Below are 16294 nucleotides of genomic sequence, written 5' to 3'. Positions count from 1 at the left end.
CAATGAGCGAATTAAAAGAGGGCCAGAAAGCACCAGGCTTTTCTGCAAAAGACCAGGATGGCAACACAGTAACATTGGCACAATTTGCCGGTAAAAAAGTTGTGCTTTACTTTTACCCTAAAGATGATACTCCGGGCTGCACGGCTGAAGCCTGCGATTTCAGGGACAACTACCAGGGCTTAACTGCTAAGGGCTATGTTGTTTTAGGCGTAAGCACTGATGATGAAAAATCGCATCAGAAGTTTATAACCAAACACAACCTGCCTTTTACTTTACTGGCCGATACGGATCAGAAAATAGTAACCGATTATGGTGTTTGGGCTGAAAAGAATATGTATGGCAAAAAATATATGGGTACCGTAAGAACTACTTTTGTGATTGATGAACAGGGCAATATTGCACACATCATTAAAAAAGTAGATACAGCAAATTCAACAGCACAGGTTTTAGCACTGGCTTAATCAAAAATACCTTTTCGGAGCAGCTTTTTCATCAGCTATATCGAAAAGGTATTTTCCGTAAGCAAGGTTGTAAAACCCCCTCATATTGTCGCGTTTGCCCCTCATTTGTGTAACTCGCCTTTTTTAAATTTGGGTGATCATTAACCTAAGAGACACTACCCGCTACGGGTGGGATTTTGGATATATAGATTAGAATAAGGAATTGATTTAAAACAAAGTACAATGAGAAAAGTAATTGCCGCATTCAATATGACACTTGACGGAATTTGTGACCATACAGCAGGAATTCCCGACGAAGAAATACACTATCATTATACTAACCTGCTAAATAACGCAGGCAGCATTCTATATGGAAGGATAACCTATCAACTCATGCAATTTTGGCAAACACTGTTAAAAAATCCTTCCGATGAAAAATCAATGAATGATTTTGCCATTGCTATAGACAAAATTCCAAAAATTGTTTTTTCAAATACGCTTAAAAGCACAGACTGGGACAGTGCTCAATTGTCAGATCGAACTCTTGAAGAAGAAGTTTTAGAACTCAAACAACAATCGGGTAAAGACATTTTAGTGGGCAGCCGGAGTTTAATTATACAGCTCATGAAACTTAATTTGATTGATGAGTTGCAGCTTTGTATTTACCCTGTTATAGCGGGAGCAGGTTTGCCATTATTTGAAAACCTAAAAGACAGGACCATTCTTAAATTGATAAAGACAAAAACTTTTAGCGGTGGTGCAGTAACGCTTTATTATGAGCGGGGCGCCGGGTGATGCTAACCCTTTCAAGTAAAAGATGAAGATCGCAAGCTATAACATCAACGGTATCAACGCGCGTCTGGACAATTTACTACGCTGGCTTAAAGAGGCCCGGCCCGATGTGGTATGTTTGCAGGAGCTTAAAGCGCCAGATAACAGGTTCCCCGCTCAGCTGCTGCTGGATGCCGGGTATCACGCCATCTGGCATGGACAAAAGAGTTGGAACGGGGTGGCTATCCTATCCCGGTACGCTGAGATCAAGGAAACCCGGCGGGGCTTAGAAGGAGATCCTGAAGATTTGCACAGCCGATATATTGAGGCATTTATAAATGGCGTTGTGATTGGTTGTTTATACCTGCCAAACGGCAACCCCTTTCCCGGACCTAAGTTTGAGTATAAACTCAACTGGATCAAAAGGCTTACTAAACATGCAGCAAAGCTGAATGCATTTGGTTTGCCTGTAGCCCTGGTTGGCGACTACAACATTATACCCACTGATCTGGACACGTATAAGCCAGAAAAATACCTGGAAAATGCATTGTTCCGTCCCGAAGCGCGAAAATTATGGACTGCACTTTTAAAGCAAGGCTGGACCGATGCCTTTAGAAAGCTTTATCCCAAGGATCGCATTTATACTTTTTGGGATTACCTGCGCAATGCCTATCATCGTGATGCTGGCCTGCGGCTCGATCACTTTTTGCTGAATGACAAATTGGTAGACAGGCTGGACGCGGCTGGTGTTGACAAACATGTACGCGGCTGGGACCATTCCAGCGACCACGCACCGGTATGGGTTGTCCTAAAGGATCATCTCCCCGATCAGGCGAAGTGATCTCTACCCGCAACATTTATTGCCACCAGCCCTTGTATCTTTTCATACAGTTCACTGGCATGAAAAGGCTTCGAGATGTAATCGTTCATACCAATGCTGAGGCATTTTTCGCGTTCCCCTTTTATGGTATGTGCCGTCATGGCTACAATAGGAATGTCTTTTTTACCGGATTTCATGTTACGGATGTGGATAGTTGTTTCATAACCATCCATTTCAGGCATTTGAAGATCCATTAAAATAATGTCAAAATCAGCGCTGGCGTATTTATGCAGCGCTATCTTTCCATTTTCGGCTACAGTAGTATGGTATCCCTTTTTTTGCAACAACTTAATTACCAGCAATTGGTTAATGGCATTGTCTTCTACAATTAGCACATTGATGTCCTTTCCGATTTCTGATTCTGGTGTCAGGTTAAATTCATTGTGTGCCGATTGCTGCCAGTCTTTACCCGCATGTGCTTTAAGGAAAGACAACCTGAAATAAAACTCAGAACCTTCATCGGGCAGGCTGTTTAACTGTATTACCCCATCCTGCAGGGCAATTAAATGCTTTACAATGCTCAATCCAATCCCAGTACCGCCAAATTTCCGTTTCATATGATTAGTTCCCTGCTCAAAAGGGTTGAAGATCTTTTCCTGTTTATCTAAAGGTATGCCAATGCCGGTATCTTTAACCCTGAATTCAACAACAACATGGTCATCATGATCTGTTACCGCCTTTGCCGAGATAGAAACCCCACCTGTTTCTGTAAACTTAATTGCATTAGAAGTAAGGCTCAGTAAAATTTGGGTAAGTCTTACGGAATCACCATAAATAGAATCCGGGATATTGGGATCTATGGTATAACTCAATCCTATTTCTTTAAGCCTTGCGTTAGACTCCATCAGCATGCAGATAGACTGTATGGTATCCCTTAAATTAAAAGGAAGACACACAAAACTGATCTCTCCGGTCTCTATATTGGCAAAGTCAAGAATATCATTTAAGGTAACCAGCAAATGATCGCCCGATTTGATGATCATCTTAATGGATTCCATCTGATCTTTATCTTTAAGGGATTCCTGAAGATGTCGCGCAAAGCCCAATATGGCGTTCATAGGTGTGCGGATCTCATGGCTCATATTTACCAGGAAATATTGTTTTACTTTTTCATAATGTTCTGCCCTTTGTTGTTCCTTTTCCAGGCTTAAACTAATCCGCTCTACCTTATCTATATTTTGCTCCAGTTTAGTAGCCAGTTCGTTAAAAGTAAAAGCCAGAATATTGATCTCGTTTTTGGCATAAGCATCAATTCTGGTTTTAAGTAAGCCATTTTTAATTTGCCCGGCTCCTGTTACAATGCTGCTGATCCCGTTTTTAAGGCTCAGTTTTATGGAATATATAAAAATTAAACTGGCGATAGTGCCCGCTAAAAAAAATATAGCCAGATAGGTCCGGGCTATTGTTTGTGGAAAATACAAAGCACAAAGTCCGCCGATGAGCAATAAGGCCACAAGGCCGCTTATAAAAAGTAATCGCTTTGATATAGATATATCATTCAACCTCCTGAATAAAACAGAAATGAACATAGACAAGCTCGTTAATAGTTTTAAAATCCCCTGTATTTTATTACAATATAGATAAAAGTAATCTTTTACCGCATAATAGCAGGCGTGCCAGAGCTGTTCATTTTGTTCAACTACGCTGAGGCGTGTTTTCCTACTTTATGGCCGGCAACGGCAAAATACCAGATATAAAGGTAACAAGGCAATACACTAACGAAAAATGCCAGCTGAAAATGCATACCGGTATAATCTTTTAGATATCCATAAATTAAAGGCCAGATGGCACCACCTGCAATACCCATGATCATGATGGCAGAGCCTGTTTTAGTAAATTTACCCAGGCCTTTGATACCCAGAGGGAAAATAGCCGGCCACATTAAAGAGTTTGCCAAACCTAAAAGACCTACAAAGATGACCGAAGTATAACCATCTGTAAAGTAAGCTGCCGAAACAAAGATAACGCCTATAATGGCACATATTTTTAATGCCGCCTGTTGTGTAATGTATTTTGGTATGGTAAAAATACCGATGAAATAACCGACAAGCATACTGGTTAAAGTAAGCGTAGTAAAATACTTGCTGATATCGGCACTGATGCCCAATTCTTTACCATATACCCCAATGATATCTCCTGCCATTACTTCGGCAGCAACGTAAACAAAAATACAGAAGGCGCCGAGGAACAGGTGGGGGAACTGGAAGATAGAGGTTTTGGCAGTCTTCACTTCCTCTCCTTCAATTACTTCTTCTTTATCCACATCTACCTCTGGCAAATTTGAATATTTAATGAATAGCGCGAAAGCAACAAATACAATTGCCAGTACAATATAAGGTGTGTAAACACGGCCTAAAACTTCGGCAAGTAGAGCCTCTTTTTCGGCAACTGTAGTAGCTGCATCATTGATCTTTGCCTCTATACCGGCAGCATTTTTAAGGAACAGCGTGCCCATAATGATAGGTACAATGATACCGGCAAATTTATTGCAAAGCCCCATAATACTGATCCGTTTTGCGGCACTTTCTATAGGGCCTATAATACTGATGTATGGGTTGGATGCGGTTTGCAATAACGACAGGGCAGCACCCTGAATAAAGATGCCGGTTAAAAACAAACCAAAACTTCTGGTACTTGCAGCAGGAATAAAAACAAGGGAGCCTATACCCAAAATAAGCAGACCAGTTACCAATCCGTTTTTAAATCCCAGCTTCTTTAATATCCATGAGGAAGGTAAAGCCAGGAAGAAATAGGCGATATAGGAAGCAAAAGTAACTAAAAAGGCTTCAAAATCGGTTTTCAAACCACAGGCAAGCTTAAGAAAAGGAATTAAGGTACTGTTGGCCCAGGTTACAAAGCCAAAAATAAAAAACAAGGCTCCTATGGTTACAATGGGAGAAATTACAGTCGATTTTGTTTGGGTTGTCATGATTAGATTTAGTTTTTGGGTGTTGGTTACTTTTTTAACTATTTTAAAAACTTGAAGCTCTAAAAATATAAAATTTCATGGAATTCCGTGCTTAATTAACTTTTTTAACGCAAACGTTTGTTTAAAATGAAGGAGTACAGAATTTTTCCCCGGATTTCACTGCTATCAACTGAACTTTGCGACTTAATAGCTTAAGCCCAAAGTATTTTTAATTACATTTGCCTTATTAATCAACAACCCCAATTAATGAAACATACAATTAATGAATTAGAAGATATCGCTGCTCAGGTAAGAAGGGATATCGTTAGAATGGTACATGCCTGCCAATCGGGACACCCGGGAGGATCTTTAGGATGTGCAGATTTTATGACTGCATTGTATTTTGAAATCATGAACCACTCTACTGATTTTAAAATGGATGGAAAAGGCGAAGATTTGTTTTTTCTTTCAAACGGACACATTTCACCGGTTTTTTACAGTGTCCTGGCCAGATCAGGCTATTTTGAGGTAAGTGAACTGGCTACTTTCAGAAAATTAAATTCAAGATTACAGGGGCACCCTACTACACATGAAGGGCTTCCTGGTGTAAGGATAGCATCTGGTTCTTTGGGCCAGGGCATGTCGGTAGCTATTGGCGCAGCCCAGGCAAAAAAGCTGAACAAAGATCATTCAATTATATATTCTTTACACGGAGACGGCGAATTACAGGAAGGTCAGAACTGGGAAGCCATTATGTATGCTCCCTTTAACAAGATAGACAACCTGATTTCGACAATTGATTATAACGGACAACAAATTGACGGCCCTACTGAAAAGGTATTGTCGCTGGAAAACCTGCAAGCTAAATTTGAAGCTTTCGGATGGCATGTGATCAACTCTGATGGTAATGACATGGATGCCATTGTTAAAGCATTACATTATGCAAAATCACTGACTGGTAAAGGTAAACCAATCCTGAACTTAATGAGCACACAGATGGGCTATGGCGTTGATTTCATGATGGGATCGCACAAATGGCATGGCGTTGCCCCTAATGATGAGCAGCTTGCCGCAGCTTTGGCGCAATTAAGTAGTACCCTAAAAGATTATTAAGCATGAAGAAGTATACATACACTGAAAAAAAAGATACGCGTTCTGGTTTTGGAGCTGGATTGCTTGAAGCCGGAAAAAAGAACCCTGAAGTAGTAGCACTCTGTGCTGATCTGGTAGGCTCATTAAAAATGGATGCATTTATTAAGGAATTTCCTGAACGCTTTTTCCAGATCGGTATTGCTGAAGCCAATATGATTGGTATTGCAGCTGGCTTAACCATTGGAGGAAAAGTTCCTTTTACCGGAACCTTTGCTAACTTTTCGACCGGAAGGGTTTACGACCAGATCCGCCAGTCGGTAGCTTATTCTGACAAAAATGTAAAAATCTGTGCTTCGCATGCAGGTTTGACCCTGGGCGAAGATGGTGCAACCCACCAGATCCTGGAAGATATAGGCCTGATGAAAATGCTGCCTGGTATGACAGTAATCAACACCTGCGATTATAACCAGACTAAAGCTGCTACCATTGCTATTGCTGAACACCATGGCCCTGTTTACCTGCGTTTTGGTCGCCCGGTAATCCCTGTATTTACAGATCCTGACCAGAAATTTGAAATTGGAAAGGCCTGGATGGTAAATGAAGGCAAAGATGTAACCATTATTGCTACCGGCCATATGGTTTGGAAAGCTATTGAGGCCGGAGAGAAACTTGCTGAACTGGGCATTGATGCTGAGATTATAAACATCCACACGATTAAACCTTTGGATGAAGCAGCAGTCCTTAAATCAGTAAAGAAAACTGGTTGCGTGGTTACCTGCGAGGAACATAATAAATATGGTGGTTTAGGAGAAAGTGTTGCAAGGTTACTTTCAACAGAGCTGCCTACACCACAGGAATTTGTTGCCGTAAACGATAGTTTTGGAGAAAGCGGAACACCTGATCAATTGATGACCAAATACGGATTAGACAGTGTAAACATTGTTGAAGCTGCACAAAAGGTCATTAAAAGAGCCAAAAAATAATAAGCGACAAGCACATCATAATGAAGCAGGTTGAAGATTCAGAGATTTTAGAGAAGTTCTCCAATATAAAAACTCGGGATGAAGCCTTTAACCTGCTTCTAAATAAATACCAACAAAAGATTTACTGGCACATCAGAAGGCTGGTCATCGATCATGATGACGCTGACGACCTGGTGCAGGACACCTTTATAAAGGTTTGGAAGAACCTTGAAAAATTCCGCAGCGATTCGCAGCTTTATACCTGGATCTATAGGATTGCCACCAATGAATCCATCACTTTCCTAAACAAAAAGAAACAACGAAACAATACACCCCTGGATGAAGTATCGGCCGAACTTTCAGAAACCCTGATTGCTTCTTCTCATTTTAATGGTGATAAAGTTCAGTTAAAACTTCAGCAGGCCTTACTTACCCTACCGGAAAAACAACGCCTGATTTTTAACATGAAGTATTTTGATGAGCTGAAGTATGAAGAAATTTCGGAAATAACAGGGACTAGTGTAGGTGCCTTAAAAGCATCCTTTCATATCGCTGTAAAGAAAATTGAAGTTTTTATGCTAAATGAAGACATTACCTTTTAAACCTTTTGAGCTATAATGTATCAATATATCTGAGATGGATGAGAAATTAACAGAAAGCGGTTTTACTACCCCCGACAACTATTTTAGTGAACTTGGCAATGCCATACAGGCTAAGGTTGTAACGGAACGGCTTAAAGCTGTTGCAGCCAGCGATGGTTATAGTGTTCCTGAAAATTATTTTGAACAACTACAGGCCAGCATATTAAATAAAACAACGAAGGAAAAGAAGGTGCTTCGTTTATGGCGTTCCGGCCTGTTAAAATATGCTTCAGCTGCCTGTTTTGTAATCTTAAGTGCAACCGGTTTTTATTTTTACGATATACTGCAGCCACATAAAAAAACAGTTTACAGGGATTTTGCAACTGAACAGCTGTTGTATGATATAGATGAACAGGTTATCATTGACCATATACAAGCCAACGATTTACAACAAACAAAACCATCGCCTACTGAAGTAGCGCTGGAAAATTATATCCTTAACAACTATACGCAGAGTGACATTGCTTCGGGTTTATAAATATCATCAAATGAAACAGGTAATTATTGCTTTTCTATTCATGTTCCCCATTATTGCAACTGCGCAAAAGTATGGAGAACGCAACAATGAAATTGAATCGTACAAAATAGGTTATTTAACCCAGAAACTTGACCTTTCGAGTGAAGAAGCGAAGATTTTCTGGCCCATTTATAACGACTGGCAAAAAGAACAGACCGCTTTACGTAAAGAGCGTGTGCAAAAAATGATCAGCTTTAGAAAGCTCACCGAAATTGAAGAACTGTCGGACACTGAGGTACAGAACCTGATTGTGAACGACTTTAGTTTTAAGCAACGTGAACTAAATCTGGAAAAAAAATATTATTACCGCTTAAAATCGAATTTACCAATTAAAATAGTAGGTAAGTTTTACAGGGCCCAGGAGACTTTTAAAAAGGAAATTTTAGCTAAATACAGATTTAACAACAAACCGCAGCCAAATTAAATTTTTGTATTTTTGGCCATGCTTACACAACGCCAATTATTTCTGCAGCACAATGCCCAAACCACTTTAGATCCGCTTCTACTGGCATTTAACAGGGCCAAAGGAATGTATCTTTATGATGCAGATGGCAAAAAATACATGGATCTAATTGCCGGTATTGGGGTAAGTAATGTTGGCCACTGCCACCCAGCTGTGGTAAATGCGGTACAGCAACAGGCAGAAAGCTATATGCACATTATGGTTTACGGCGAATTTGTGCAAAACCCGCAGGTAAATTTTGCAGCAGCACTAGCAGCTGTTTTACCGGAAAACCTGAACTGCACTTATTTTGTTAATTCGGGAGCTGAAGCTGTAGAAGGTGCCATGAAACTGGCCAAAAGATATACACAACGTTCAGAAATTATTGCCTGCCATAATTCTTATCACGGCAGTACACAAGGTGCCCTAAGCCTGATGGGCAACGAAGAATTTAAACAGGCCTACCGGCCGCTTTTACCAGACATTAAATTTATAAATTACAACAGGATTGAGGATCTGGACCAGATTACTACCCGCACCGCGGCAGTGTTTATAGAAACCGTACAAGGTGAGGCAGGGATTAGGGTGGCTGATCCATCTTATTTTGAAGCGCTGAGAAAAAAATGTACAGCAACAGGAACTTTACTGGTATTGGATGAAATACAGTGTGGTTTTGGCCGGACGGGTAAAATGTTTGGCTTTGAACATTTTGGCATTGTTCCGGATATTTTGTTGCTGGCAAAAGGCATTGGTGGCGGTATGCCCATAGGTGCTTTTATCAGCTCGCGGGAGATCATGATTTCATTGGCAACAAATCCAATACTGGGCCATATCACCACTTTTGGAGGGCATCCGGTGAGTTGTGCAGCAGGTTTGGCAACTTTACAGACCATCATTACTGAAAACATGGTAGAGGGGGTTACGGCTAAAGCTGAACTGTTTAAAAAACTACTGGTACACCCGGCAATTAAAGAAGTAAGGGGCAAAGGTCTGATGATCGCCATAGCATTTGAAAATTTTGAGCTCAATAAAAAGATCATCGATGCCTGTATTGCAGACGGGCTGATCAGCGACTGGTTTTTACATTGCAGCAATGCCATGCGGATAGCGCCACCGCTTATCATTAGCGAGGAAGAGATAAAATGGGCCTGTGCAGTGATTTTGAAGAATGCAGACGCCCTGGTTTAACTCATTTTTTGACGCTTGATTAGATAAGCCTGTAATATGGGGTAAAATCCTTTGGCAATATCTGCATCAACCATATCAATTTTGTACTGTGCACATTTAAGCTGAATGGCCTGCCTGTAGGCCTGCATCTTTAACAGATAGGCATCTTTAACTTTTGAGGTATGTGCTTTTAGTATAGCACCCGTTTCCATATCAACAAATTGATAAGGACGGTTCTCAAATTTAAAATCTACTTCTTTTGCTTTGTCTGTCACATTAAAAATGATGACTTCATGTTTATTGAACTTCAGGTGCTGAAGGGCCGAGAATAAACCTTCGATCTGATGTTCATCCTGAGCAGTACTGAGCAGATCACTAAACACAACCACCAGGGAACGTTTATGGATCAGCTCTGCAATTTGGTGCAAAGCCTGGTCAAGATTGGTCTTTACGTTCATCTGCTCGGCTTTTAAAATTTCTTCCAGTCTTGCGAACAGGTATTTTTGATGGGTGGTGGTAGATTTAGCCGGGGTATTCAATACCAGCTGATCGGTAAAAAGACTTAGGCCAAAGGCATCGCGCTGCCTTTTTAGCAAATAAACCAATGCAGCAACCGCCTGTACAGAAAAATTAAGCTTATTGTATGCTTTTAAAGGGAAATACATGGACGAAGAAACATCGATGATGAACTGACAGCGCAGATTGGTTTCTTCTTCATAGCGTTTGCTAAAAAGCTTGTCGGTCCTGGCATAAAGTTTCCAGTCGATGTTTTTAACATTATCGCCAACATTATAAAGCCGGTGTTCTGCAAATTCAACAGAAAAACCGTGAAAAGGGCTTTTGTGCAATCCGGTAATAAAACCTTCCACTACCTGCCTGGCCAGTAATTCAAGGTTGCCATTAAAATGTAAGGTTGTTTCATCAATTGGCGACTGCATGCTGTAAATATAAAAAAAGCGTTCATAATAATTATGAACGCTTTTCATTCGTATATAATTGTTTTTACAACTGTTTGTCTAATTTTTGGGCCAGTACAGATTTAGGCACGGCGCCAACTTGTTTGTCTACCACTTCCCCATTTTTAAAGTACAATAAAGCAGGGATATTACGGATGCCAAACTGAGTAGAGATCTGAGGGTTGTTGTCAACATTCACTTTTCCTACAAGCGCTTTACCTTCGTATTCTTTTGAGATTTCATCTACTACCGGACCTACCATGCGACACGGACCACACCATTCTGCCCAAAAGTCAACTAAAACGGGTTTATCTGATTTTAATACAACTTCCTCGAAGTTAGCATCTGTGATTTCTAAAGCCATAATTCTATTTTTTAATATTAGTTCTCTTATTTAGCTTGCCCGATCTGTTTACATGCAGGTCTTGCAGACTACAAATATATCATCAATTGTGATGCCATCAATCCGGCCAGTGCCATTATGACATTAGTTCAACTTAGAACTCACATTTAAGGCTTCTATCTGACTCAGAAAATCGTTGGTGGGGTTAATTTTTAACGATTTTGAAGGCAATTTGACCATCACATTCTGTTCCCTGTCGTACACATCGAACAGCAATTGACAGTTTTGCTGCTCGGTAGTTGCTTTATTATTTTCCAGAATGGCCAGGATCTGCCCCATAAAGTCGTCGTTAACACGTTCAATAGGTACTTGGATGGTTACACTTTTGGCCAGTTTATCCCTTAGTTCTGACAAAAGATTAATGGAAGTAATCTTAAACTCCCAGTCGCCCTCTTTTCTAAACCGTTCAGCTACCCTTCCACGGATCTGTAAAAAATAACCATCGGTTAAAAACTGCTTAAATTTGATAAAATCATCGCCAAATAAAGCCAGTTCACAACTGTCGTCATAATCTTCGAACACCAATGTGCCAAAAGGCTTTCCTGTTTTTGTCATGCGCTGTGCAGCCACTACCACCAGGCCTCCAACCACAAGCTCCCTGTTTTTTATGCTTTCAAACTCGGCCAGTACCTCTTCGTTGGTATCGCCTGTCCTGATTTTATTTACCAGTGACAGGCATTTTACTTTATGCTGGCAGAATTCTTTTAATTCAAGCTTATAATTGTCCAGGGGATGCCCGGACAAAAAGATTCCGATGGCATCTTTTTCGTACTTCAGCTTATCAATTAAACTCCATTCAGGCGCAACAGGTAAAGCTGGCTCCAGGATCAGATCGGCTACAGAACCGCCAAACAGGGAAGATTGGGAAGAAGATTCATTGTTCTGAAAATCATTGGCATATTTAATTACTTTTTCTATGCCATTCATCTTATCGTTAATGCCCACAAAGAAATACTGGGCACGATGATATCCAAATGCATCAAAAGCCCCGCTATACACAAAACTTTCGTAGGCTTTTTTATTTACGGTTCGGGTATTAGACCTTCTGGCAAAATCGTAAAGGTCTTTATACATGCCTTTCTCCAGTCTGTCTTCTATAATACTTTCTACGGCTTTTTCTCCTACCCCTTTAATACCCGAAAGGCCAAAGCGTACCTCGCCCTGTGCATTTACCGAGAATTTAATGTCAGACTCATTTACATCAGGGCCCAGTACCTGAACACCCATTTGCTTGCATTCTTCCATAAAGAATGCAACCTGCTTGATGTCGCTCATATTGTTGGACAGTACTGCCGCCATATACTCGGCAGGATAATGGGCCTTTAAATAGGCGGTCTGGTAAGCAATCCAGGCATAGCAGGTAGAGTGTGATTTGTTAAAGGCGTAAGAGGCAAAAGCTTCCCAGTCTTTCCAGATTTTCTCTAATATCACCGCATCATGGCCCTTCTCTGCTGCCTGCTTTATAAATTTCGGCTTCATCTTGTCCAGTACATCCTTTTGCTTTTTACCCATTGCCTTACGCAATACATCGGCCTCGCCTTTGGTAAAGCCAGCAAGCTTTTGCGACAAAAGCATCACCTGCTCCTGATATACCGTAATCCCGTAGGTTTCTTTTAAATATTCCTCACAGGCATCCAGATCATATTTAATCTCCTCTTCACCATTTTTTCTGCGCACAAAACTCGGAATATACTCCAGGGGGCCCGGCCTGTACAAGGCGTTCATGGCAATTAAATCGCCAAATACAGTAGGCTTCAGCTCTTTCATGTATTTTTGCATCCCCGTACTTTCGTACTGGAAAATACCAATGGTTTCCCCACGCTGGAAAAGCTCGTATGTCCGCTCATCGTCAATCGGAAAATTATCGGGATCCAGGTCTATGTTATGCCTGGATTTAACCAGTTTAACGGTATCCTTAATGAGGGTTAAGGTTTTTAACCCCAAAAAGTCCATCTTTAACAGACCTGCACTTTCCACCACCGAGTTGTCGAACTGGGTAACATACAGATCTGAATCCTTAGCGGTAGCAACCGGAACAAAATTGGTAATGTCGCTTGGTGTAATAATTACCCCACAGGCATGGATACCGGTATTTCTTAAAGAGCCCTCTAAAATCTGCGCCTGTTCCAGTGTTTTCGCCCCCAGGTCTTTGGCACCCGCCAGGGCTTTAAGCTCCAGGATCTTTTCATATTCATCAGCACGAAGTGCCTCTTTTAAACTCTTTTCATCGAGGGTAAAAATCTTAGCCAGCTTCATATTCGGAATCAGCTTGGCGATCTTCTCTGCCTCAAAAAGTGGCAGGTCGAGCACACGGGCCGTATCCTTTACAGAAGATTTGGCGGCCATGGTTCCATAAGTGATGATCTGGGCAACCTGGTTAGATCCGTATTTTTTGATTACATAATCCATAACCCTTCCACGGCCTTCATCGTCAAAGTCGATATCAATATCGGGCATGGATACACGATCGGGGTTAAGGAAACGCTCAAAAAGGAGATCGTATTTAATTGGATCTATATTGGTGATACCCAAACAGTAGGCCACAGCAGAACCTGCAGCTGATCCCCTTCCGGGGCCTACAGATACATCCAAGTTCCGTGCTTCGGCAATAAAATCCTGTACAATGAGAAAATATCCGGGATAACCGGTCTTTTCAATGGTCTGCAGCTCAAAATCCAGCCGCTCCGCAATGTCGTCTGTAATTTCTCCGTATCTCTTTTTTGCCCCAACATAAGTCAGGTGCCTTAAGAATTTGTTTTCCCCTCTTTTGCCTCCGTCTTCTTCATCTTCCTTAACTAAAAACTCCTCAGGAATATCAAATTTAGGTAAAAGTACCTCCCGGGCCAGTTTATAGGCTTCGATCTTGTCTACTACCTCCTGTATATTGCTAATCGCTTCCGGCAAATCAGCAAACAGGCTTTTCATTTCTTCAGGAGATTTGAAATAGTACTCCTGGTTAGGTAAACCAAAACGGTAACCCCTTCCGCGCCCTATTGGGGTAGCCTGTTTCTCGCCTTCTTTTACACACAATAAAATATCATGCGCATTGGCATCTTTTTTATTGATGTAATAGGTATTATTGGTAGCGATCAGCTTTACCTCATGTTTTTTTGCAAGGTTTACAAGTGTGGCATTTACAATATCTTCATCTTCCTGGTTGTGCCGCATCAGCTCGATATAAAAATCATCGCCAAACTGGGATTTCCACCAGAGCAGTGCTTCTTCGGCCTGCTTTTCACCCATGTTTAAGAGCTTACTGGAGATCTCTCCATATAAGTTACCAGATAAAACCAGGATATCCTCTTTATATTGTTCAACTATGGCCTTATCTATCCGGGGGATGTAATAAAAACCCCTGGTATAGGCAATGGACGACATTTTAGCCAGGTTATGATAACCGGCTTTATTTTTGGCCAGGAAAACCACCTGGTAACCATCGTCTTTTCTCTTTTTGTCTTCATGGTTTTCGCAGACAAAAAATTCACAGCCTATAATTGGTTTAATGGTCTGCTCCTCTGCCGTTTCACCTTTTTCTATTGCAGCAGCATTTCTGGCTTCTACCCCTTTATTGTGGTTAAGCACCTGGCTTACAAAATGGAATGCCCCCATCATGTTGGCATGATCTGTTATGGCTACGGCCGGCATTTTATGGGCTGCCGTAGCTTTGATGAGGGAAGGGATGTTGATGGTAGACTGCAATACCGAAAATTGGGTATGGTTATGCAAATGCACAAAAGCAGCATCTTTTAGCGCTTCTTTATTTTCTTCTAAAGTACGTTTGGAGATTTTTCCTCCATCATCTTTTTGCAGGCGTTTCCTGATCTCATCAGAGGCCGCTTTCAGGTTGATGTGGTTCAGGCCAACACGTTCAAATACCTGCGGGGTATTTTGTTTAAAACGGGTTATGTATTGCTGATCGGCCTGCAACTGCTCTGGTCTGAAGGCATCTATTTTGATCAGCTGTAAAAAACAACGGGTAGTAGCCTCAACATCGGCTGTAGCATTGTGGGCCTCGGCAAAAGGCTCACCAAAAAGATACTGGTGAAGCTCTGTTAAGTTAGGCAGTTTAAATTTACCCCCACGCCCACCTGGAAGTTTCAATAACTCGGCTGTAATTTCGGTACAGGTATCCAGCACAGGCATTTGCGCCATCGGGCTTTCTACACCCAGCCTGTAAAGCTCACAGCCCATAATGTTGACATCAAAACCTATATTTTGGCCAACAACAAATTTAGCTTTGGATAAAGCAATATTAAATTTCTCTAAAACTTCAGCCAGTTCTATCCCCTGCTCTGTAGCCAGCTCTGTAGAGATTCCATGAATACGCTCGGCGTCATAGGGTATATTAAAACCATCGGGCTTCACCAGGTAATCCTGATGCTCTATCATATTTCCCAGCTCATCATGCAATTGCCAGGCGATTTGAATACACCTTGGCCAATTGTCAGTATCGGTAATTGGCGCATTCCAATTGCGTGGTAAACCTGTGGTTTCGGTGTCAAATATTAAATACATAGCAGGAACAAAAATACAGAATTTTACCTGCGCTTATATTGGCGGTTTTAATTTATATGGGAAAAGATTTAAACATGTTCTTTCTCAGGGGCCTGCTGAACGGCCTTATGTTCCTGCGATACAAGTTTAGAAGTTTCATAGCCTTTTTTTGTACAGCGTTCTGTAATTTCTGCATACAATGTTGCAGATATTTCAGGCTTCCGGGCCATGATAAATAAGTGCTTATGTTTGGGATGCCCAACTACTACATAGGAATAATCATCTGCAAGCTCTATAACCCAATAATCTTCCTTAAAAGGCCATACAAACTGGGCCTTGAATACCGCATTGTTACTGCCCCTTACCACAAAAAGTTTGGACCGTATGTATTTGCGTTTGTCCTGACCTGTAACCTTATATGTAGTAAACACGGCATAATATCCATCAGGGTGAATTACATAAGTTTCTACCTTTTCTCTCCAATGTTTATCCATAAAGGTTGGAATAGAATACAGCGAATACCATTTTCCCGCATATGCCATAATATCTACTCGTTGTACAGGTTGGTTCTCCATAAATTTTCCTCCGATGATCTAGTATTTGGCAAATGTAAATTCTTTA

At 41.1% G+C, this 16294-nt stretch carries 15 protein-coding genes; 9 read left to right on the top strand and 6 right to left on the bottom strand.

Annotated elements, in window-relative coordinates; translation table 11 throughout:
* The first annotated feature begins 2 nt into the window (after positions 1 to 2).
* The 3 genes from bcp (at position 3) to xth (ending at position 2052) form a co-directional block, all read left to right on the top strand.
* Complete coding sequence (gene bcp, locus PHEP_RS04425) at positions 3 to 461, top strand: thioredoxin-dependent thiol peroxidase (protein ID WP_012781046.1); 459 nt, start codon at positions 3 to 5, stop codon at positions 459 to 461.
* Positions 462 to 683: 222 nt separating this feature from the next.
* Positions 684 to 1235 carry a dihydrofolate reductase family protein gene (locus tag PHEP_RS04420; RefSeq protein ID WP_012781044.1) on the top strand — a complete coding sequence of 184 codons (552 nt, stop codon included), beginning with the start codon at positions 684 to 686 and terminating at the stop codon, positions 1233 to 1235.
* Between the two features lie 22 nt (positions 1236 to 1257).
* The gene (gene xth, locus PHEP_RS04415; protein ID WP_012781043.1) at positions 1258 to 2052 is read left to right on the top strand and encodes an exodeoxyribonuclease III; all 795 of its coding nucleotides are present in this window, start codon (positions 1258 to 1260) and stop codon (positions 2050 to 2052) included.
* Here the strand turns inward: xth and PHEP_RS04410 are convergent.
* Both PHEP_RS04410 and PHEP_RS04405 read right to left on the bottom strand, forming a co-directional pair.
* Positions 2040 to 3545 carry a response regulator gene (locus PHEP_RS04410; RefSeq protein ID WP_162141683.1) on the bottom strand — a complete coding sequence of 502 codons (1506 nt, stop codon included), beginning with the start codon at positions 3543 to 3545 and terminating at the stop codon, positions 2040 to 2042. The genes xth and PHEP_RS04410 overlap by 13 nt on opposite strands.
* A 185-nt stretch (positions 3546 to 3730) precedes the next feature.
* Complete coding sequence (locus tag PHEP_RS04405) at positions 3731 to 5020, bottom strand: sugar MFS transporter (protein ID WP_012781041.1); 1290 nt, start codon at positions 5018 to 5020, stop codon at positions 3731 to 3733.
* Positions 5021 to 5245: 225 nt separating this feature from the next.
* Here PHEP_RS04405 and PHEP_RS04400 point away from each other — a divergent pair, with 225 nt between their 5' ends.
* Genes PHEP_RS04400 through PHEP_RS04375 form a run of 6 tightly spaced genes read left to right on the top strand, consistent with a single transcriptional unit; the run spans position 5246 to position 9841 of the window.
* On the top strand, positions 5246 to 6112 hold the full coding sequence (locus PHEP_RS04400) for a transketolase (protein ID WP_262495149.1): 867 nt from the start codon (positions 5246 to 5248) through the stop codon (positions 6110 to 6112).
* 2 nt (positions 6113 to 6114) lie between these two features.
* Positions 6115 to 7074 carry a transketolase family protein gene (locus tag PHEP_RS04395; protein ID WP_012781039.1) on the top strand — a complete coding sequence of 320 codons (960 nt, stop codon included), beginning with the start codon at positions 6115 to 6117 and terminating at the stop codon, positions 7072 to 7074.
* Between the two features lie 20 nt (positions 7075 to 7094).
* On the top strand, positions 7095 to 7655 hold the full coding sequence (locus PHEP_RS04390; protein ID WP_012781038.1) for an RNA polymerase sigma factor: 561 nt from the start codon (positions 7095 to 7097) through the stop codon (positions 7653 to 7655).
* A gap of 34 nt (positions 7656 to 7689) precedes the next feature.
* Positions 7690 to 8172: a hypothetical protein gene (locus PHEP_RS04385; protein WP_012781037.1), complete on the top strand. Its 483-nt coding sequence runs from the start codon at positions 7690 to 7692 to the stop codon at positions 8170 to 8172.
* Between the two features lie 10 nt (positions 8173 to 8182).
* Positions 8183 to 8635, top strand: a complete 453-nt coding sequence (locus PHEP_RS04380; protein ID WP_012781036.1) for a hypothetical protein — start codon at positions 8183 to 8185, stop codon at positions 8633 to 8635.
* Positions 8636 to 8653: 18 nt separating this feature from the next.
* Positions 8654 to 9841 (top strand): aspartate aminotransferase family protein, encoded by a 1188-nt coding sequence (locus tag PHEP_RS04375; RefSeq protein ID WP_012781035.1) that lies wholly within the window; start codon positions 8654 to 8656, stop codon positions 9839 to 9841.
* On the opposite strand, the gene PHEP_RS04370 is transcribed toward PHEP_RS04375, so the two are convergent.
* The 4 genes from PHEP_RS04370 to PHEP_RS04355 all read right to left on the bottom strand — a co-directional run bounded on the left by PHEP_RS04370 (position 9838) and on the right by PHEP_RS04355 (position 16248).
* The gene (locus tag PHEP_RS04370; RefSeq protein WP_012781034.1) at positions 9838 to 10806 is read right to left on the bottom strand and encodes a DUF58 domain-containing protein; all 969 of its coding nucleotides are present in this window, start codon (positions 10804 to 10806) and stop codon (positions 9838 to 9840) included. The genes PHEP_RS04375 and PHEP_RS04370 overlap by 4 nt on opposite strands.
* Before the next feature lie 16 nt (positions 10807 to 10822).
* On the bottom strand, positions 10823 to 11140 hold the full coding sequence (gene trxA, locus PHEP_RS04365) for a thioredoxin (RefSeq protein WP_012781033.1): 318 nt from the start codon (positions 11138 to 11140) through the stop codon (positions 10823 to 10825).
* A gap of 123 nt (positions 11141 to 11263) precedes the next feature.
* The gene (gene dnaE, locus PHEP_RS04360) at positions 11264 to 15694 is read right to left on the bottom strand and encodes a DNA polymerase III subunit alpha (RefSeq protein WP_012781032.1); all 4431 of its coding nucleotides are present in this window, start codon (positions 15692 to 15694) and stop codon (positions 11264 to 11266) included.
* 68 nt (positions 15695 to 15762) lie between these two features.
* Positions 15763 to 16248, bottom strand: a complete 486-nt coding sequence (locus tag PHEP_RS04355) for a lipocalin family protein (RefSeq protein ID WP_012781031.1) — start codon at positions 16246 to 16248, stop codon at positions 15763 to 15765.
* Positions 16249 to 16294: the final 46 nt, after the last annotated feature.

It is taken from the genome of Pedobacter heparinus DSM 2366 (assembly GCF_000023825.1).
Classification (GTDB): Bacteria; Bacteroidota; Bacteroidia; order Sphingobacteriales; family Sphingobacteriaceae; genus Pedobacter; species Pedobacter heparinus.
The sequence above is the reverse complement of the archived record's forward strand: the minus strand, read 5'-3'. Positions and strand labels throughout refer to the sequence as shown.